General features: G+C 70.4%; 13 protein-coding genes. 6 read left to right on the top strand and 7 right to left on the bottom strand.

Going from position 1 to position 15811, the window contains the following annotated elements:
* The 3 genes from ETD86_RS44745 to ETD86_RS44735 form a co-directional block, all read right to left on the bottom strand.
* Positions 1 to 629 (bottom strand): ABC transporter permease (locus ETD86_RS44745; RefSeq protein ID WP_246149258.1); only part of this gene is annotated, 629 nt, incomplete at its 3' end.
* 8 nt (positions 630 to 637) lie between these two features.
* Positions 638 to 1576 (bottom strand): ABC transporter permease, encoded by a 939-nt coding sequence (locus ETD86_RS44740; RefSeq protein WP_138672706.1) that lies wholly within the window; start codon positions 1574 to 1576, stop codon positions 638 to 640.
* A complete protein-coding gene (locus ETD86_RS44735) occupies positions 1573 to 3063 on the bottom strand; it encodes an ABC transporter substrate-binding protein (protein WP_138672705.1) in 1491 nt (496 codons plus the stop codon). The genes ETD86_RS44740 and ETD86_RS44735 overlap by 4 nt, the downstream gene beginning before the upstream one ends.
* 89 nt (positions 3064 to 3152) lie before the next feature.
* Here ETD86_RS44735 and ETD86_RS44730 point away from each other — a divergent pair, with 89 nt between their 5' ends.
* The 4 genes from ETD86_RS44730 (at position 3153) to ETD86_RS44715 (ending at position 6516) form a co-directional block, all read left to right on the top strand.
* The gene (locus ETD86_RS44730) at positions 3153 to 3896 is read left to right on the top strand and encodes a FadR/GntR family transcriptional regulator (protein WP_138672704.1); all 744 of its coding nucleotides are present in this window, start codon (positions 3153 to 3155) and stop codon (positions 3894 to 3896) included.
* Between the two features lie 29 nt (positions 3897 to 3925).
* Positions 3926 to 4891: an adenylate/guanylate cyclase domain-containing protein gene (locus tag ETD86_RS44725; protein ID WP_170223602.1), complete on the top strand. Its 966-nt coding sequence runs from the start codon at positions 3926 to 3928 to the stop codon at positions 4889 to 4891.
* Positions 4892 to 4982: 91 nt separating this feature from the next.
* Positions 4983 to 5738 (top strand): aminotransferase class IV, encoded by a 756-nt coding sequence (locus ETD86_RS44720; protein WP_246149260.1) that lies wholly within the window; start codon positions 4983 to 4985, stop codon positions 5736 to 5738.
* A gap of 142 nt (positions 5739 to 5880) precedes the next feature.
* Positions 5881 to 6516 carry a class I SAM-dependent methyltransferase gene (locus ETD86_RS44715; RefSeq protein ID WP_138672701.1) on the top strand — a complete coding sequence of 212 codons (636 nt, stop codon included), beginning with the start codon at positions 5881 to 5883 and terminating at the stop codon, positions 6514 to 6516.
* Here ETD86_RS44715 and ETD86_RS44710 read toward each other — a convergent pair.
* Positions 6495 to 8111: a benzoate-CoA ligase family protein gene (locus tag ETD86_RS44710; RefSeq protein ID WP_211370710.1), complete on the bottom strand. Its 1617-nt coding sequence runs from the start codon at positions 8109 to 8111 to the stop codon at positions 6495 to 6497. The two genes, ETD86_RS44715 and ETD86_RS44710, sit on opposite strands and share 22 nt — an antisense overlap.
* 282 nt (positions 8112 to 8393) lie before the next feature.
* Complete coding sequence (locus ETD86_RS44705) at positions 8394 to 9326, bottom strand: TrmB family transcriptional regulator (RefSeq protein ID WP_170223601.1); 933 nt, start codon at positions 9324 to 9326, stop codon at positions 8394 to 8396.
* 177 nt (positions 9327 to 9503) lie between these two features.
* Here ETD86_RS44705 and ETD86_RS44700 point away from each other — a divergent pair, with 177 nt between their 5' ends.
* Entirely contained in the window at positions 9504 to 13034 is a 3531-nt protein-coding gene (locus ETD86_RS44700; protein ID WP_211370709.1) for a S8 family serine peptidase, read from the top strand.
* Between the two features lie 314 nt (positions 13035 to 13348).
* Here ETD86_RS44700 and ETD86_RS58740 read toward each other — a convergent pair whose 3' ends face one another.
* Positions 13349 to 14131: an NUDIX hydrolase gene (locus tag ETD86_RS58740; RefSeq protein WP_246149256.1), complete on the bottom strand. Its 783-nt coding sequence runs from the start codon at positions 14129 to 14131 to the stop codon at positions 13349 to 13351.
* Between the two features lie 19 nt (positions 14132 to 14150).
* Positions 14151 to 15104 carry a LysR family transcriptional regulator gene (locus ETD86_RS44690; RefSeq protein WP_138672709.1) on the bottom strand — a complete coding sequence of 318 codons (954 nt, stop codon included), beginning with the start codon at positions 15102 to 15104 and terminating at the stop codon, positions 14151 to 14153.
* Between the two features lie 66 nt (positions 15105 to 15170).
* Between ETD86_RS44690 and ETD86_RS44685 the strand changes: the two genes are divergently transcribed.
* A partial coding sequence (locus ETD86_RS44685; RefSeq protein WP_211370708.1) for an MFS transporter occupies positions 15171 to 15811 on the top strand: 641 nt, incomplete at its 3' end.

Below are 15811 nucleotides of genomic sequence, written 5' to 3'. Positions count from 1 at the left end.
AAGCCGAGGAACGACAGCGCCGCCTCGGCCAGGATCGCGATCGCGAACGACACCGACGCCTGCACGATGAGCACGGACCCGATGTTCGGCAGCACGTGCCGTACGGCGATCGCGGTGCGGCGGCGTCCTGTGGCCCGGGCGGCGAGGATGTAGTCGGTGACCATGACCTGCAGGGTCGCCGCACGGGCCACGCGGGCGAACGCGGGCACGGTGGCCACCCCGATCGCGATCATCGCGGTGAGCGTGCCCGCGCCGTAGACCGCGCCGAGCATGACGGCCAGCAGCAGCGCCGGGAAGGCGAACACGAGGTCGTTGACCCGCATGATCAGCTCCGACAACCAGCCCCACGGCGACATGCCGGCGATCATTCCCAGGGGCACCCCGAGCACGGCGGCGATGCCGACGGCCACGATGCCGACGTACAGGGTGGTGCGGGCGCCGACCATGAGCTGGCTGAAGGTGTCGCGCCCGAACTTGTCGGCGCCCAGGAGGTAGCCGTCGCCAGGCGCTCGGAGCTTGCGCGCGGCGTCGACGAGCGTTGGGTCGTGCGGCGTCCAGAAGAACGACACCAGCGCGGCCAGCACCACCAGCGCCACGAGCGTGCCGCCGACCAGCAGCGAGGCGTTCATGCGGCCTCTCATCGCAACCTCGGGTCGAGCAGGTGGTAGGTCACGTCCACCACGAAGTTGATCAGGAGCACGGCGGCGACCAGCACCATCACCACACCTTGGACGAGCAGCAGATCGCGCCCGGCCACGCCGTTGAGCAGCAGGTCGCCGAGCCCGGGGATGACGAAGACCCGCTCGACCACGACCGCGCCGATCAGCAGCGTGGCCAGTTGCAGGCCGAGCACGGTGACCACGGGGATCGAGGCGTTGCGCAGGCCGTGCCGCCACAGCGCGCCGGTGCTGCCCCTGCCCTTGGCGCGGGCGGTGCGCAGGTAGTCCTCGCGCATCACGTCCAGCACGGCGCTGCGCACGTAGCGGGTGAGCACCGCGCCCTGGACCAGGCCGAGCGACAACCACGGGAGCAGGAGGCTGCGCAGCCACTCCCCCGGGCTCTCGGCGATCGGCACGTACCCGCCGGACGGCAGCGCCTGCGCCTGCACCGCGAAGACGAAGACCAGCAGGATGCCCGCCAGGAACGCCGGGACGGCGATGCCGACCTGGCTGGCCGCGCTGATGACGGCGCCCAGGGGGTTGCGGTGGTGCACGGCGGCGAACGTGCCGAGCGGCACCGCGATGAGCACCGCCACCACCATGCCGCCGAGCACGAGCACCGCCGTGACGCCGAGCCGGTCGCTGATCTGCGGGCCGATGGGCGAGCTGGTCACGTACGAGGTGCCGAAGTCGCCCTGGACGAGCCCGCCGAACCAGTCGAAGAACTGCACGGCGGCCGGCCGGTCGGTGCCGAACTGTGTGCGCAGCGCGGCCACCGCCTCCGGGGTGGAGTTGACGCCGAGCGCGATCTCGGCCGGGTCGCCGGGCAGCAGCGCCATGAACGCGAACACCACCACCCCGGCCACGGCGGTGCTCGCGAGCAGCACCGCCAGCCGTTTGAGCAGGTAAAGGATCACTGCTTGGCGAGTGCGGTGAAGTCGAAGGACTCCGCGATGGCGTTCTTCGGCAGCCCGGTGACGCCCTTCTTCGCCACGATCAGGTTGGGGAACAGGAACAACCAGTCGGCCGCGGCGTCGTCGGACAGCAGCTTGGCGGCCTTCTTGAGGTCGTCGGTCTGTTGCTGCTCGGTGCCTTCGTCGGCGGAGGCGAGCAGCTTGCCGAACTCCGGGTTGTCGTAACGGAAGTAGTACGACTTGTCCGCGAATATCCCCATGTCGCGGGGTTCGACGTGGTTGATGATGGACATGTCGTAGTCACCCTGCTTGAACACCACGTCCAGCCAGCGGGCCGGGAACTCCAGGGGCTCGATGTCGGCCGTGATGCCCACCTGGGCCAGCTGGGACTTGACGACCTGGGCGCTCGCCACCGCGTACGGCAGGTTCGGGATGCGCATCTTGACGGTGAGCGTCTTGCCGCCGAGCAGCTCCTTGGCCTTGGCCGGGTCGTACGGGTAGTCGACGGTGCGGTCCTCGTACCACGGGTCGGTCGGCGACACCATCGAGCCGATCAGCTGGCCGCGCCCGGCCCAGGCGGTGTCCAGCAGCGCTTTGTGGTCGATGGCGTGGCGCACGGCCTGGCGGGTCTTCTTGTCGTCGAACGGCGGGCGGGCGTTGTTCATGGACAACACGACCTCGCCGTTCGTCGTGCCCTCGACCGTCTGGAAGCGGTTGGGGTCGGCGAACTGCTGCAGCGACTCCGGCGCCTGGACGCTGGAGATGACGTCGATGCCACTGGTCAGCAGCGCGTTGTTCATCGCCGTGGCGTCCTTGAAGTACTTCAGCGTGATCGATGACAGCGGCGGCTTCGTGCCCCAGTAGGAAGGGTTGGCGTTGAGCTGGATCGAGTCGCCGCGCCGCCACGAGCCCAGCACGTACGGGCCGGTGCCGACGGGCTTGTTGGCCAGGTCGGCGACGCCGGTGCGGCTGAACATCGCGCCGAGCCTGGTCGCCATCGAGTAGAGAAAGCCGTTGCTGGGCCGCTTGAGCGTGACAACGGCGGTGGAGTCGTCCTTCTTCTCCACCTTGTCGACGACGTCGAGCTGAGACTTGATCTTGAGCTTCCAGTCGGTCTTGACCCGGTCGAGCGAGAACACCACGTCGTCGGCCGTGAACGCCGCACCGCTGCTGAACTTCACGTCCTTGCGCAGCGTGAACGTATACGTCTTCCGGTCGCTCGACACGTCCCACTTCTCGGCCAGCAGCGGCACGATCTTGCCGTCCTGGTCGAGCTTGACCAGGCCCTCGTAGACGTTGACGAGCAGCGCCTGCGGGATGGCGGCGCCTTCGGTGGAGGTGAAGTCCAGGTTCGCGGGCTCGGCCACGAATCCGACGGACAACGATGGGGCCGCGGGGGTCGAAGTGCCGCCGCCGCCGGAGTCGCCGCCGCAGGCGGCAGTGCTCAGCAGGAGACCGCCCACGGCGATCCAGATCCCGATGCGCCTCATGTCTTGCAGCCTCCTGGCTAGTGCACTGGTCGGACCAGTAGGCTACGCACATTGCCAGTCGGCAACGGCTCGGGTCAAGGGGGACGTCCATGGGTGGTCCGCGGTTCGAGCCTGTGCGTACCGTACGCGCCTACGAACGGATCGTGGAGCAGATCGAGGAGGCCATCGAGAGCGGCGCCCTGGGCCCGGGCGCGCGGCTGGCCAGCGAGCGCGAGCTCATGGTGCAGTTCTCGGTCAGCCGGTCCACCGTGCGGGAGGCGCTGCGCGTGCTGCAGTCGCGCGGCCTGGTGCGCTCGCGGCCCGGCGACCCGAACGGGGCCGAGGTGCTGCCGTTCTCCCCTGCCGCGTTGCACAAGTCGATGACCACGCTGGCCCGGGTCGCGGAGTTGTCGCTGAGCGAGCTGGTGCAGTTCAGGATGGTGCTGGACGCGGCGGCACTCCTGCTCGCGGCGCGGTTGCGTACCGAGGAGCAGTTGGAAGAGATGGCCGCGGCCGTGGAGCGGATGAAAGAGGCGGACCGCGACACCTTCAGCGACGCGGACGTCGCCTTCCACGACGTGGTGGCGCGGGCCAGCGGCAACAAGCTCATCCAGGTCTGCACCGACGTCGTGCGCTCGGTGGTGGTCGGCCTCATCGCCGGCAAGATCGCCGCCGCTCCCGACGAGGAGGCGCTGATGCGCCGGAGCATCGCCCACCACGAGGAGGTGCTGGCCGCCGTGCGCGCCGGCGACGGCCCGCTGGCCGCCCGGCTCTTCCGCAGGTCGGTGTACGACTACTACGCCGGCTACGTCCCCGAGGAGGAGCGCATCGCGCTGCAAGCCCTTCTCGAGTGATTTGCCCCACACAGTGCTATCTTGCACGCGTGGGCCGCGGGGACGACAACGGGCTGACAGAGGCCTTCCTGGGCGAGCCGCGCCGCTACACCAGCCACCAGGTGGCCGAGATGGCCGGGGTGCCGGTGTACCGCGCGCGGCGCTTCTGGCGTGCTCTGGGATTCGCCAACGTGGCCGACGACGCCGTCGAGTTCACCGACTCCGACGTCGAGGCGCTCAAGACGCTGCTCGGCATGGTCAGCTCCGGGGTTTACGACGAGGAGCACGTGCTGCTGATGGCCCGCTCGCTCGGCCGGGCCACCACCCGGCTCGCCGAGTCGCAGGCCGAGCTGGGCGTCGAGGCCCTGGACCAGGCGGGCGTGCCGCTGGCAGACCGGCCGCGGGCCTGGCGCCGGCGGGCCGAGCGGGTGGTGCCCGACCTGGCGAAGCTGCTGGTCTACGCCTGGCAGCGCCAGCTCGCCGCCGCGGCGGGCCGCATCGCCGAGCAGGACATGAGCGCGGTACGGCTGTCCGTCGGCTTCGCCGACCTCGTCGCGTTCACCCGGCTGAGCAGGCAGATCACCAGCAGCGAGCTGGCCAGGCTGATCGACAGGTTCGAGGGCGGCTCGGCCGACGTCATCACCTCCACCGGCGGCCGGGTGGTCAAGACGCTGGGCGACTCGGTGTTGTTCGTGGCCGACAAGGCCCACGTGGCGGCCGAGATCGCGCTGCGCCTGGTGGAGACGCACGCGCGCGGCCGGGGCATGCCTGACCTGCGGGTGGGGCTGGCGGCCGGGCCGGCGATCTGGCGGATGGGCGACGTGTTCGGCACCACGGTCAACCTGGCGAGCCGGCTCACCGCGCTGTCGCTGCCCGGCACGATCCTGGCCGATCCGGCGATGGCCGAGGAGCTGGAGGGCGACCGGGCCTTCCGGCTGCGGCCGGTGGACAAGCTGTCGGTCCGCGGGCTGGGCGAGATGGCTCCCTTCACCGTCACGCGAGCGGGAGCCGGTTGACGGCCGGGCAACCTGGGGTGGGCCGGTGGGGCGAGTCCACGAACCGTCCGGTCCGCTGGTCGGCGGCCGTGTACGTAAAGTAGATCACGTGATGGGACGCGCAGTGATCGAGGGCAGGCCGGTGGGCGCCGACGCGCATGCGGCGCTGGAGGCCCGCTACGGGCACTTCACCGCCATGCAGGTCAGAGACCGCCGGGTGCGCGGGCTCGATCTGCACGTCCAGCGGCTCGAGAGCGCCAACCTGGAGCTGTTCGGGGTGGCGCTCGACCGGGCCGCGGTGCTCGGCTCGATCAGGGCCGTGCTCGGCGACGACGGGCGGGACGCCAGCGTGCGGGTCTACGTCGTGGAGTCCGGCGGCCGGCCGGTCGTCATGGCCGCCGCCAAGCCGCCCTTCCACCTGTCCGGCCGCCCCCAGAGCGTCAAGCCGGTCGTCTACCAGCGGTATCTGCCGCACATCAAGCAGGCGGCCGGCTTCCCGCAGGCGCACCTCATCCGCCAGGTCGCCCGCGAGGGTTTCGACGAGGCGTTGCTCACCACCGAGGACGGGTTGATCAGCGAGGGCGCGATCACCAACCTGGGCGGCTTCGCGGGCGGCCGGCTGATCTGGCCGGACGCGCCGATGTTGCGCGGGATCACGATGGGGCTGCTGCGGCGGATGGACGTGCCGCAGGAGCGGCGCCCGCTGAAGGTGTCCGCCCTGCCGGACCTCGACCAGGTCTTCCTGTGCAACTCGCGGGGCGTGGTGCCGGTGGGCCGGGTGGGCGACGTCGAGCTGCGGCAGGACGTAGGGCTGATGGCCAGCGTGATCGGCTTCTACGACGGGATCGCGGGGGATCCGCTGGATTGATCCGGTGGTGATCCGCGCGGAGGGACGTCCCCGGGTGGAGGCACGCGTCAGGTCTGCTCTCAGCGGGCATGCACTTCCGGCAACGACTCCACCTCACGCCAGGGACATTCCTCCGTCCCCATCGAGAGAGGCCGCTGACCGCATGCCGAGCTTCCCCGAGATCATGCATCGCACGTTCTTCCGGACGTTGTCGCTGCTCTCGCCGGCGGCGCAGGGGGTGCTCCTGCGCCGCTACTTCGACTGGTGGCACCGCAATCCGGATCCGTGGAAGCTGGCGACCGACAGCTACGAACGGCAGAAGTACCTGTCCACGCTGCATCACCTGCCGCCCAGGCCGTACCGGCGGATCATCGAGGTGGGCTGCGCGGAGGGCGTGTTCACGCACGCGCTCGCGGCCGCGTACCCGGACGCCGAGATCACCGGGGTGGACGTGTCCGAGCGGGCGCTGGCGCGGGCGCGCGAGCGGGTGCAGGACAACGCGCGGGTGCGCTTCATGCGGGCGGACATCCTCACCCATCGCCCCGACGAGCACTTCGACCTGGTGTTCTGCTCGGAGACGCTCTACTACCTGGGCCGTACGGACCGCCTGCGCCAGGCTTCGGCGCGGCTGGGCGAGCTGCTCGCACCCGGAGGCGTCCTGGTGGCGGTCCACCCGTGGCCGGAGGCCACCCGGCTGCACCACTACCTGGACGCGACGCTGCCCCGGCTCGGGGAAGAGGTCTACACGGCGACGTACCGGCCGTTCGCCATCTCGATCTACGGCACGGGTCCGGTCTGACGTTTGCCCAGCAGGTCCGCGGCGAGCTGCCGGACCACCACGCGCTGGATCTTGCCGGTGGCCGTCTTCGGCAGCTCATCCACGACCAGCACCTCGCGCGGGCGCTTGAACGAGGCCAGGCCGTCACGGCAGAACGTGACCAGCTCCGTGGCGTCCACCGCGTGGCCCGCGGCCGGCACCACGCAGGCCACCGGCTTCTCCAGCCCGTCGGAGTCGATGTAGGCGACGACCGCGCACTCGCCCACCGACGTGTGCTCCAGGAGCCTGGCCTCGACCTCCATCGGCGACACCCAGATGCCGCCCGCCTTGATCAGGTCGTTGGAGCGGCCCAGGCAGTGGTGGAAGCCGTCCGCGTCGCGGGTGTAGGTGTCGCCGGTCCGCAGCCACTCCCCCTGGAACACCTGGCGGGTGGCGGTGGTACGGCACCAGTAGCCGGTCGCGATGGAGTCGCCCCGGACGTACAGGTGGCCGGGCTGCCCGTCGGGGACCGGGGCGCCGAGGTCGTCGAGCAGCCGGGCCTCGTAGCCGGGCACGACGGTGCCCGAGGTGCCCGGACGTACCTGGCCGGGCCGGTTGGAGATGAAGATGTGCAGGGCCTCGGTCGAGCCCAGCCCGTCGATGATGTCCACGCCGAACCGCTCGGTGAAGCGCCGGTAGATCTCGGCGGGCAGCGCCTCGCCGGCCGAGACGGCCAGCCGGACCGACTGGAACGCGTCGCCGGGGGCGCCGGAGGCGAGCAGGGCCGTGTAGAACGTGGGGCCCGCGAAGAACAACGTCGGCCGGTCCGCCATCACCCGTTCGATCACCCCGGCGGGGGTGGGCCTGGCCGGGTCGAGTATCGCGGTCGCGCCCGCGGCGAGGGGGAAGAACAGGGAGTTGCCGAGGCCGTACGCGAAGAACAGCCGGGCGACGGAGAAGCACCGGTCGCCGGGGCGGATGCCGAGGACCTGAGCTCCGTAGGTCTCGCAGACGTCGCGGATCGAGCCGTGCCGGTGCATGGCGGCCTTGGGTGCTCCGGTCGTGCCCGAGGTGTAGAGCCAGAGGGCGGGCGAGTCGCGCCAGCTGTCGTACGCGGCCCCGGCGCCTCCCTCCTGCGCCGCCCCGGCGGCCCGGCCCGCCTCCAGCACGTCCGCCCATGCCCGGACCCGCATCCCGGCGTCCGGCAACCCCGCGTTCAGGCCGGCCGGGTCCATGAGGACGAGCGTGGTCACGTCGGGGGAGTTCCACAGCGCCTCGCGCACGGCCGGCTCGAACTCCGGCGTGGCCACCAGGACCCGCCCCCGAGCATCCCGGAACAGGGTGGCCAGCTCGGCGCCGTTGTACATGGTGGAGATCGGCACGGCGACCGCGCCCATCCGCATGACCGCCAGGATGGCCACCACCGTCTCGGGGCGGTCCGACATGACGAGCAGCACCCGCTCCTCCGGCCGGACGCCCAGCTCCCGCAGCCCGGCGGCCAGCTCGGCGACGCGGGCGGCGAGCTGCGCGTAGGTGAGGGCGCCCGCGGGCCCCGTCACCGCGACGTGATCGCCTCGACCGGCTTCGACCTGGCGGTCCACGAGAAAAGCGCTGGCGTTGAACGACTCCGGCATCATGGCCGTCCCCATCCGAAGGCGGACACTGGTAGGCGCATCCTCTACAGAGAACAGATAAGCCGTCAACCGCCTGTAGCATCAGCGCCTCCACGTGCGCCTTCTCCGCGGCCGTCGGCAACCACCGGCTGGAACGCGCCGACCCGGCGGTTGAACCCGACGTGCGGGTCGGTCAGGGGCCGCGGGCGTGCCGCGCGGGAACGCGTGGAGCGTCCGCAGCCGGAGATCTTCCGGCTGAGCGAGGAACCGGCCGGGGGCCCGAAGATCTGCTGTCCCGGCTGACGATCACAGCCAATCATGCTTGGCGGCGTGCCAGACGAGCTGGAGCCTGGTCTCCACACCAGCCAGACGGGTGAGCTGGCGCACACGCCTCTGCACGGTCCTATGACTGAGGCCGAACTGCTTGCTGATCGCGCGATCGGTGTATCCGGCGATGATAAGAGAGAGCAGCCGCTGCTCCTCTGGGCCGAGCGTGTTTTCGGTCGCGGGGAAGGGCACTGCACCTGCCCACACGGTTTCGAACACCCAGTTGAGCACGCCCAGCAAGGTGCCCGACGTGATCACCAGGGCGGCAGGTTCAACACTGGCCGACATCAATGGTACGAATGCCGCGCGCCCATCGAAAATCATCAGTTTGGTGGGTACGTCGGTCGCGATACGCATCAGCTCGCCGTTGGCGGCCGACCAGGCCAGCTGGTACGGATCTCCGGGCACGTCGATCATCGTGCGCTCGTACACACTCCGGTAGACGATGCCGGAGGCCATGGCCACCCGCTGAGCCTGGTTGTCGGCCGAGATCACGATCGGCTCTTTGGCCAGGCTCTTGACCTCCTTCTGGGCCGCGCGTTGCAGGTGCTGCCACCGAGCCATGACCTCGGCGGCGCCGATCACGACCTCCACCGCCTCACGGGCGTCACGCAGGGCGGAACGCTCGCGATATTCCTCCATGAGGGTGGCTATGAACGTCTGCACCCGCTGCATCTCTCCGTGGCGGCGCAGCAGCCCGGGCCCGAAGGCGACGTCCGGCTGGACGGCGAGCAGCCGGTTGCCGGCCCGCCGGATGAACCCCTCCTTGACCAGGTGATCAACGGCTACGGAAACCGTCTCGGCGGGGCGCCCCAGGCGCTCTGAGAGGTCCCTCTCGTCGCTCGCGGGCAGGCGGAGCAGGGCGAGATAGGCGTTTTCCTCCAGGTCGTCAAGACCGAAAGTGTGTAACAAATCAAACCTCACCTTCTTTGAAGTCGTGCGGATTCACGTACCTGACGTATTGCCGCCGTGTCGCCGATACGTCACGAGAACTCCGTTGATCCATAAACAACCTTGCCTGACTATCACTGTCAGATGATCTCGCATTCGCGTGATCATCGAATAGCCCGAGCCCCCTCAAGGAGCACTGTGAATCGAAACACCAGGCGATGGCGCACGGCCATCGCCGGCGTCCTCGCGGCCGTGGTCTTACCCCTGGCCGCGGGCCCGGCCCTCGCCGACGACGACCCGACCGAGGCCGTTCAGGCGAAGACGGAGGCCGAAGTCCTTCAGCAGCTCGACAAGGAGGACAAGGCCGTCTACTGGGTCCGGCTGAAGGACCAGGCCAACCTTCTCGCCGCCCAGCAGGCCACCGACAAGGTCGCCAAAGCCGAGGCGGTCTACGCGGCCAAGACACAGACGGCCGAGCTCACCCAGAAGAACCTCATCGCCCTGCTCGACCGGGAGCAGGCCGAGTACGAATCGTTCTGGATCGTCAACATGGTCAAGGTCATCGGCGACACGGCGACGCTGGAGCGGATCGCCGAACTGCCCGAGGTCGCCGCCATCGAGGCCGACGACGAGATCGCGATCGACATGCCCGAGCCGGGCAAGGACGAGCCCTCGGTCAACGCCGTCGAGTGGAACATCAGCGCCGTCAACGCGCCCAGGGTGTGGACCGACCTCGGAGTCAAGGGCGAAGGCATCGTCGTCGCCAACCTCGACTCGGGTGTCGACCACACCCACCCGGCGGTCAAGTCCAAGTACCGGGGCCTGAACGCGGACGGCTCCTACAGCCACGCGTACAACTTCTTCGACGCCACTGGTCTGTGCACCGGCGGCGTCCCGTGTGACAACAACGGCCACGGCACCCACACCATGGGCACCATGGTGGGCGAGGACGGCGCCAACCAGATCGGCGTGGCGCCCGGCGCCAAGTGGATCGCGGCCAAGGGCTGCGGCTCCAGCAACTGTGCCCGTGAGCATCTGCTGGCCGCCGGCCAGTGGATCGCCGCGCCCACCGACGCCAACGGGCAGAACCCCCGCCCCGACCTCGCCCCCGACGCGGTGAACAACTCCTGGGGCGCCGACACGGTGGATCTGTGGTACACGCAGATCGTCGACTCGTGGGTCGCCGCCGGGATCTTCCCGTCCTTCGCCATCGGCAACGCCGGATCCTCCTGCGGCACCGCGGGCAGCCCCGGCGTCTACCAGCAGAGTTACGCCAGCGGCGGGTTCGACAGCGCCGGCAACGTCTACGCCTCCTCCTCGCGCGGCCCCGGCATCAATGGCGACATCAAGCCGGACATCTCGGCCCCCGCGGTGAATGTCCGTTCCAGCCTGCCCGGCGGCGGTTACGGGTCCAAAACCGGCACCTCCATGGCGACACCGCACACGACCGCCACGGTGGCGCTGATCTGGTCCTACTCTCCCGCGTTGCGCGGCAACCTGGCCGAGACCCGGGCCCTGCTCGACCAGACGGCCCTCGACGTCAACAACGTCACCTGCGGCGGCACAGCAGCGGACAACAATGTCTGGGGCCAGGGCAAGCTCGACACCTACGCCGCCGTCTCCATGGCGCCGCACGGCCCGACCGGCATCCTGGCCGGCAAGGCCACCTCGGGAGGCGAGCCCCTCTCCGGCGTGACGCTGAACATCGAGGGTCCGATCAAGCGCTCGGTGGTCACCGGCGCCGACGGCACCTACGAGTCCAAGAACCTTTCCGTGGGCGACTACACGATCACGGCGATCAAGTTCGGTTACGAGACAGCGACGATGACCGCGACCGTCCTCGAAAACGAGACGGTCACCAAGGACATCGCACTGACGGCCGCCCCCTCGGGCAAGGTGAGCGGCACGGTCAGGAGCCGGGCCGGGGTCGCGGCCGGCGCCGCCATCACGGTGACGGGAACCCCGGTCACCGCGACCACCGACGACGAGGGCAGGTACGACCTGACCCTGCCACTGGGCGACTACAGCCTGCAGATCGCCTCGCCCGACCTCTGCGCTGCGGACGCGACCAAGGCGATCTCGGTCACCGGTGACATCACCGCCGACGTCAATCTGGCCGACCGGGTCGACTCCTACGGCTACACCTGCACGGCAGGCGAGGAGCCCTGGGTCGAGGGCACCGACCCGGTCACCCTGACCGGTGACAGCACCACCGCCACCTTCACCCTGCCGTTCACCTTCAACCTGTACGGCACGCCGTACACCTCCGGGCGGATCGGCGTCAACGGCGGCATCGTGTTCAACGGCACCGCGCTGGGCAGCACCAACGTCGCCATCCCGGCAACCGGCACGCCGAACGCCGCGCTCTACGCCCTGTGGGACGACCTCTACCTGGACGCGGACTCGGGGGTCTACACCCGGGTCACCGGCACCAGCCCGCGCAGGACGTACGTGGTGGAGTACCGCAACGCCGCTTTCTACAGTCCCCGTACGGCCCGGCTGTCCTTCGAGGTGCTGCTGGGTGAGGACGGCTCGATCGGCTTCCGCTACAAGGACATCGACCCGACGGTCAGCCGGGAGACCGGGGACCAGGCCACCATCGGCATCGAGAACCACACCGGCACCGTCGCCTTCCAGTACTCGCTGAACAAGCCCGCCCTGTCCGACGGGCTGAGCATCGACTTCAAGCCCACCAAGACCGGCATCCTGTACGGCACGGTCACCGACGCCAACGACGGCGAGGCCGTCGCGGGTGCCACAGTGACCGTGAAGTCGGGTGAGACGGTGGCCGGCACCGTGACGACCCTCGCCGACGGCACCTACGCCGCCCAGTACCCAGCCGGGGACTACCAGGTCGAACTGGCGGCGCCGCACTACGAGAGCACGACCAAGACGGTGACCCTTGAGGGCGCCGGGGTGAGCGAGGGCTCTGCCGCGCTGCGCACCGGCGCGGTGGCGGCCTCGCTCGACAACCTCGAGGTGGTGGTCCCGGTCGCGCAGACGCGGACCAGGACACTGGAACTCAGCAACCCCGGCCTGGGCACCGCCTTCACCGTCGAGGGCGCCACCCCGTGGCTGACCCTCACCCCGGCCACCGGGAACCTGGCAACCGGCGGCACGACCACGCTGACCCTGGGGATCGACACCTCCGCCGCCGAGCGGGGCACGATCCTGGAGACCACCCTGGTGGTCACGTCGGAAAGCGGCAGGACACCGACGATCAGCATTCCCGTCAAGGTCATCGTCCCGGCCTACCAGGCCGCCATCGACTCGGCCTCGAGCACCTCCAGCGTGGACGCGGCCGGTGACACCTGGTACCAGGACCGGGCCTACACCACCACCACCGGGGTCGGCTACCTCGGCAACACCTCCACCAAGTCCACCAGCCGCACCATCGCGGGCACCGACAACCAGAAGGTGTACCGCACCAACCGGCAGGGCATGTACGAGTACCGGTTCGACAACGTGCCGAACGGCACCTACACCGTCGAGCTGGGCTTCGCCGAGGTCGAGGAGACCAAGGCCAACAAGCGCGTCTTCGACGTCCTGATCGAGGACGCCGAGGTACTGCCCAACCTCGACATCGCGCTGAAGGTGGGCACCTACGCCGCGCATACGCGGACCTTCACCACCGAGGTGACCGACGGCCAGCTCAATGTCCGTTTCGTCAGCAGCGCGGGCAAGCCGCTGGTCAACGCGATCAGGGTGACCGAGCGCTCCGACAAGTAAGTCCTGATCAGTGATTGGCCGGGGTCCCGTCCGGGGCCCCGGCCTCCTCATGTGCCCCGCGTCATCGTTCGGTGGAGGAAGCCGTTCCGCGTCCTTCGAGCGGCCCCGGCAGCGATCCCGACCCGGCACGGCGGCGTCGGCGTCGGCGTCGGCGTCGGCACGCCACTCCTCCTGCCGGCAGCCCTTGAGCCCGGCGCTGCCGCTCGACGCCGGCAGGAAGATCCACCAGCCGTAGTCGGGCAGTCGATGGACGCCTCAGACCCGCTTCCCGCTTGGGCCCACCGCTCCAAGAGCGACATCGCCATGTAGCTACGTCAAGGGGATGTAGACCAATGGTGCTGGGCGAACGGGATCCGTTCGAGGATGTTCGCGATGGCCGCCGCCGGATAGTCCACCATGTCGGCAGGTAGCGCGTCTACGGGCCACCAGGCGACCTCCGAGCATTTGTGAGGCTCGGCGTTGTACGGCTCGCCGGTCCACCTCTCGGTGGTGAAGAAGAGGCCGACCCGGTCGGGAGCCCGGTGCATGACGTGGGCGAACGTCAGGTCGGCCGGATCGATGGTCACGCCCAGCTCCTCGGCCGCCTCCCTGGCGGCGCCCATGGTCGCCGGCTCGTCCGCCTCCAGGTGTCCGGACGGCAGGTGCCACAGTCCGTCGCCGTAGCCGGTGCCGTCGCGCCGGGCGAGCAGGAGCGTGTCCCCGCGCAGGAGCATGACGTGCACGTCGACGATGGCCCGGAACCGGCTCCTCCCGGTGGGGGCGGAAGGCGCCGAGCGGCGGTCGAGGGCTTGGGTCCACTTCACCGCCACGGCGGCCACCTGGATCAGCTCGGCGCGCAACCGGTCCGGGTCGGTCTCCGCGAACGCCTCCAGCACCTCCTCGGCCAGGATGTGCCGCCACGTCAGCGCGCCGTCGCGGGCCGCCGTCTCCGTCTCATGCCGGGCCAGGTCGGACTCAGCCCGCGTACGTTCGCCACCGGTGCCGTCGGGGAGCTCCTGCATGCCCCACCTCTCGTCCTGAGCCGCCCGCTCGGCCGCCACTTCGGCGAGCACCCTCGCCAGCGAGCCCGGCACGCCCGCGTCGCCGTCATGTGTCATGACCCGGAAACGTAGCAGCTCACGACCGGGCGGGCCGGAAGCCGGGACCCAGGTCCATGGCGCCCGAGCACACATGGTCACGGAACGCCCGCGCCGCCGGGGTCAGCCGCTCCCCCGCCGGCCAGCTCACCCCGATCGTCCGGAACGCGGGAGGCGACAGCGGGATCTCCACGACGCCCGAGCCCGGCGTGACCGAGCGGGGTCCCGGCTGCGAGCGGGGCAGGACGGCGACGCCGAGTCCCGCCGCCACCAGACCGCGGATGGTCTCCGACTCCTGGCACTCGAAGGCGATCCGCGGCTCGAACCCCGCCGCCGCGCACATGTCGTCGGTGATCTGCCGCAGTCCGTACCCGTGCTCCAGGGCCACCTGCTCCTCCCCCGCCAGCTCCGCGGCCCGCACCCGCTCGCGCCTCGCGAGCCGGTGCGACGGCGGCACGGACAGGACCAGCTCCTGGTCGGCGAGCGGCCGGCTGGTGAGGTCCGGGTCGTCCAGCGGCATTGGGGCGACGAACACCAGGTCGATCTCCCCCTCGCGCAGGGCCCGCAACATGTCCTGGCGGGAACCCTGGGCCAGGCTGAAGCGGGCGCGCGGGTGGTGCTCGCGGAAGCCGCGGATGAGCGACGGGACGAGCGTGCGGCCGAGCAGGTGCAGGAAGCCGAGCACGATGCGGCCGCTATCCGGGTCGATCTCCTCGCGTACCTCGCGGGCGGCGCCGGTGACGGTGCTCAGCGCGCGGGCGGAGGCGTCGGCCAGCGTGCGGCCCGCTCTGGTCAGGCGGATGCCGCGGCCGGACGGCAGCACCAGCGGGGCGCCGACCAGGTCGGACAGGGCGGCGAGGCGGCGACTGGCGGTGGGCTGCGGGATGCCGAGGAGTTCGGCGGCGCGCGTCACGTGGCCGGTCTCGCCGACCGCGGCCAGCAGGGCGAGCGCGGGCGCGAGGTGGGCGGCCAGCTGCTCATCCGATTCATCCATCACGGTATGAATTATCGCCTGTTTCCGCATTAGACGTATTTATTAGCTTTGCTTAGCGTTGTTCGGGTGGTCATCCAAGCGCGGAGAGCGCCGGCACAGGTGGACACCCGGCGGGTCGGCACGGCCGTCGCGGCGGCGGGGTTGTCGTCGTTCGCGCTGCTGTACGCGCCGCAGCCGGTGCTGCCGCAGCTGGCCGCCGCCTTCCGGCTCGATCCGGGCAGCGCGTCGTTGGCCATCGGCATGGCCACGGGCGCGCTCGCGGTGGCGGTGCTGCCGGTGGCCGCATTGGCCGAGGCGGTGGGGCGGCGGCGGGTGATCGTCTGGTCGGTGGTGGTGTCGGCGGTGCTCGGGCTGCTGCTGCCGCTGGCGCCGTCCTTTCCGGTGCTCCTGGGCATGCGGGCGGTTCAGGGGGTGGCGATCGCCGGGTTCGCGGGGGTCGCGGCGGCGTACCTGGCCGACCAGGTCGGAGCCGGCCGGCTGGCGGGCGCGGTGGGCGTGATGATCGCGGGTAACTCGGTCGGCGGGATGCTGGGGCGGCTCGGCACCGGGTTCGCCGCCGGCCCGCTGGGCTGGCACGGCGCACTGGCCGTGGTGGCCGGGGTCGCCCTGGCGTGCGCGCTGTTCGCGGCCGTCACGCTGCCCCGCACACCGGCCGCCGAACCCGGCACCCGCCGCACCCGCCGCACCCCCGCCCCTGTCGCTTATAC

The sequence above is a fragment of the Nonomuraea turkmeniaca genome (assembly GCF_005889735.1).
In the GTDB taxonomy this organism is placed as follows: Bacteria; Actinomycetota; Actinomycetes; order Streptosporangiales; family Streptosporangiaceae; genus Nonomuraea; species Nonomuraea turkmeniaca.
Note: the sequence above shows the minus strand (reverse complement) of the source record. Positions and strands in the feature narration are given on the sequence as shown.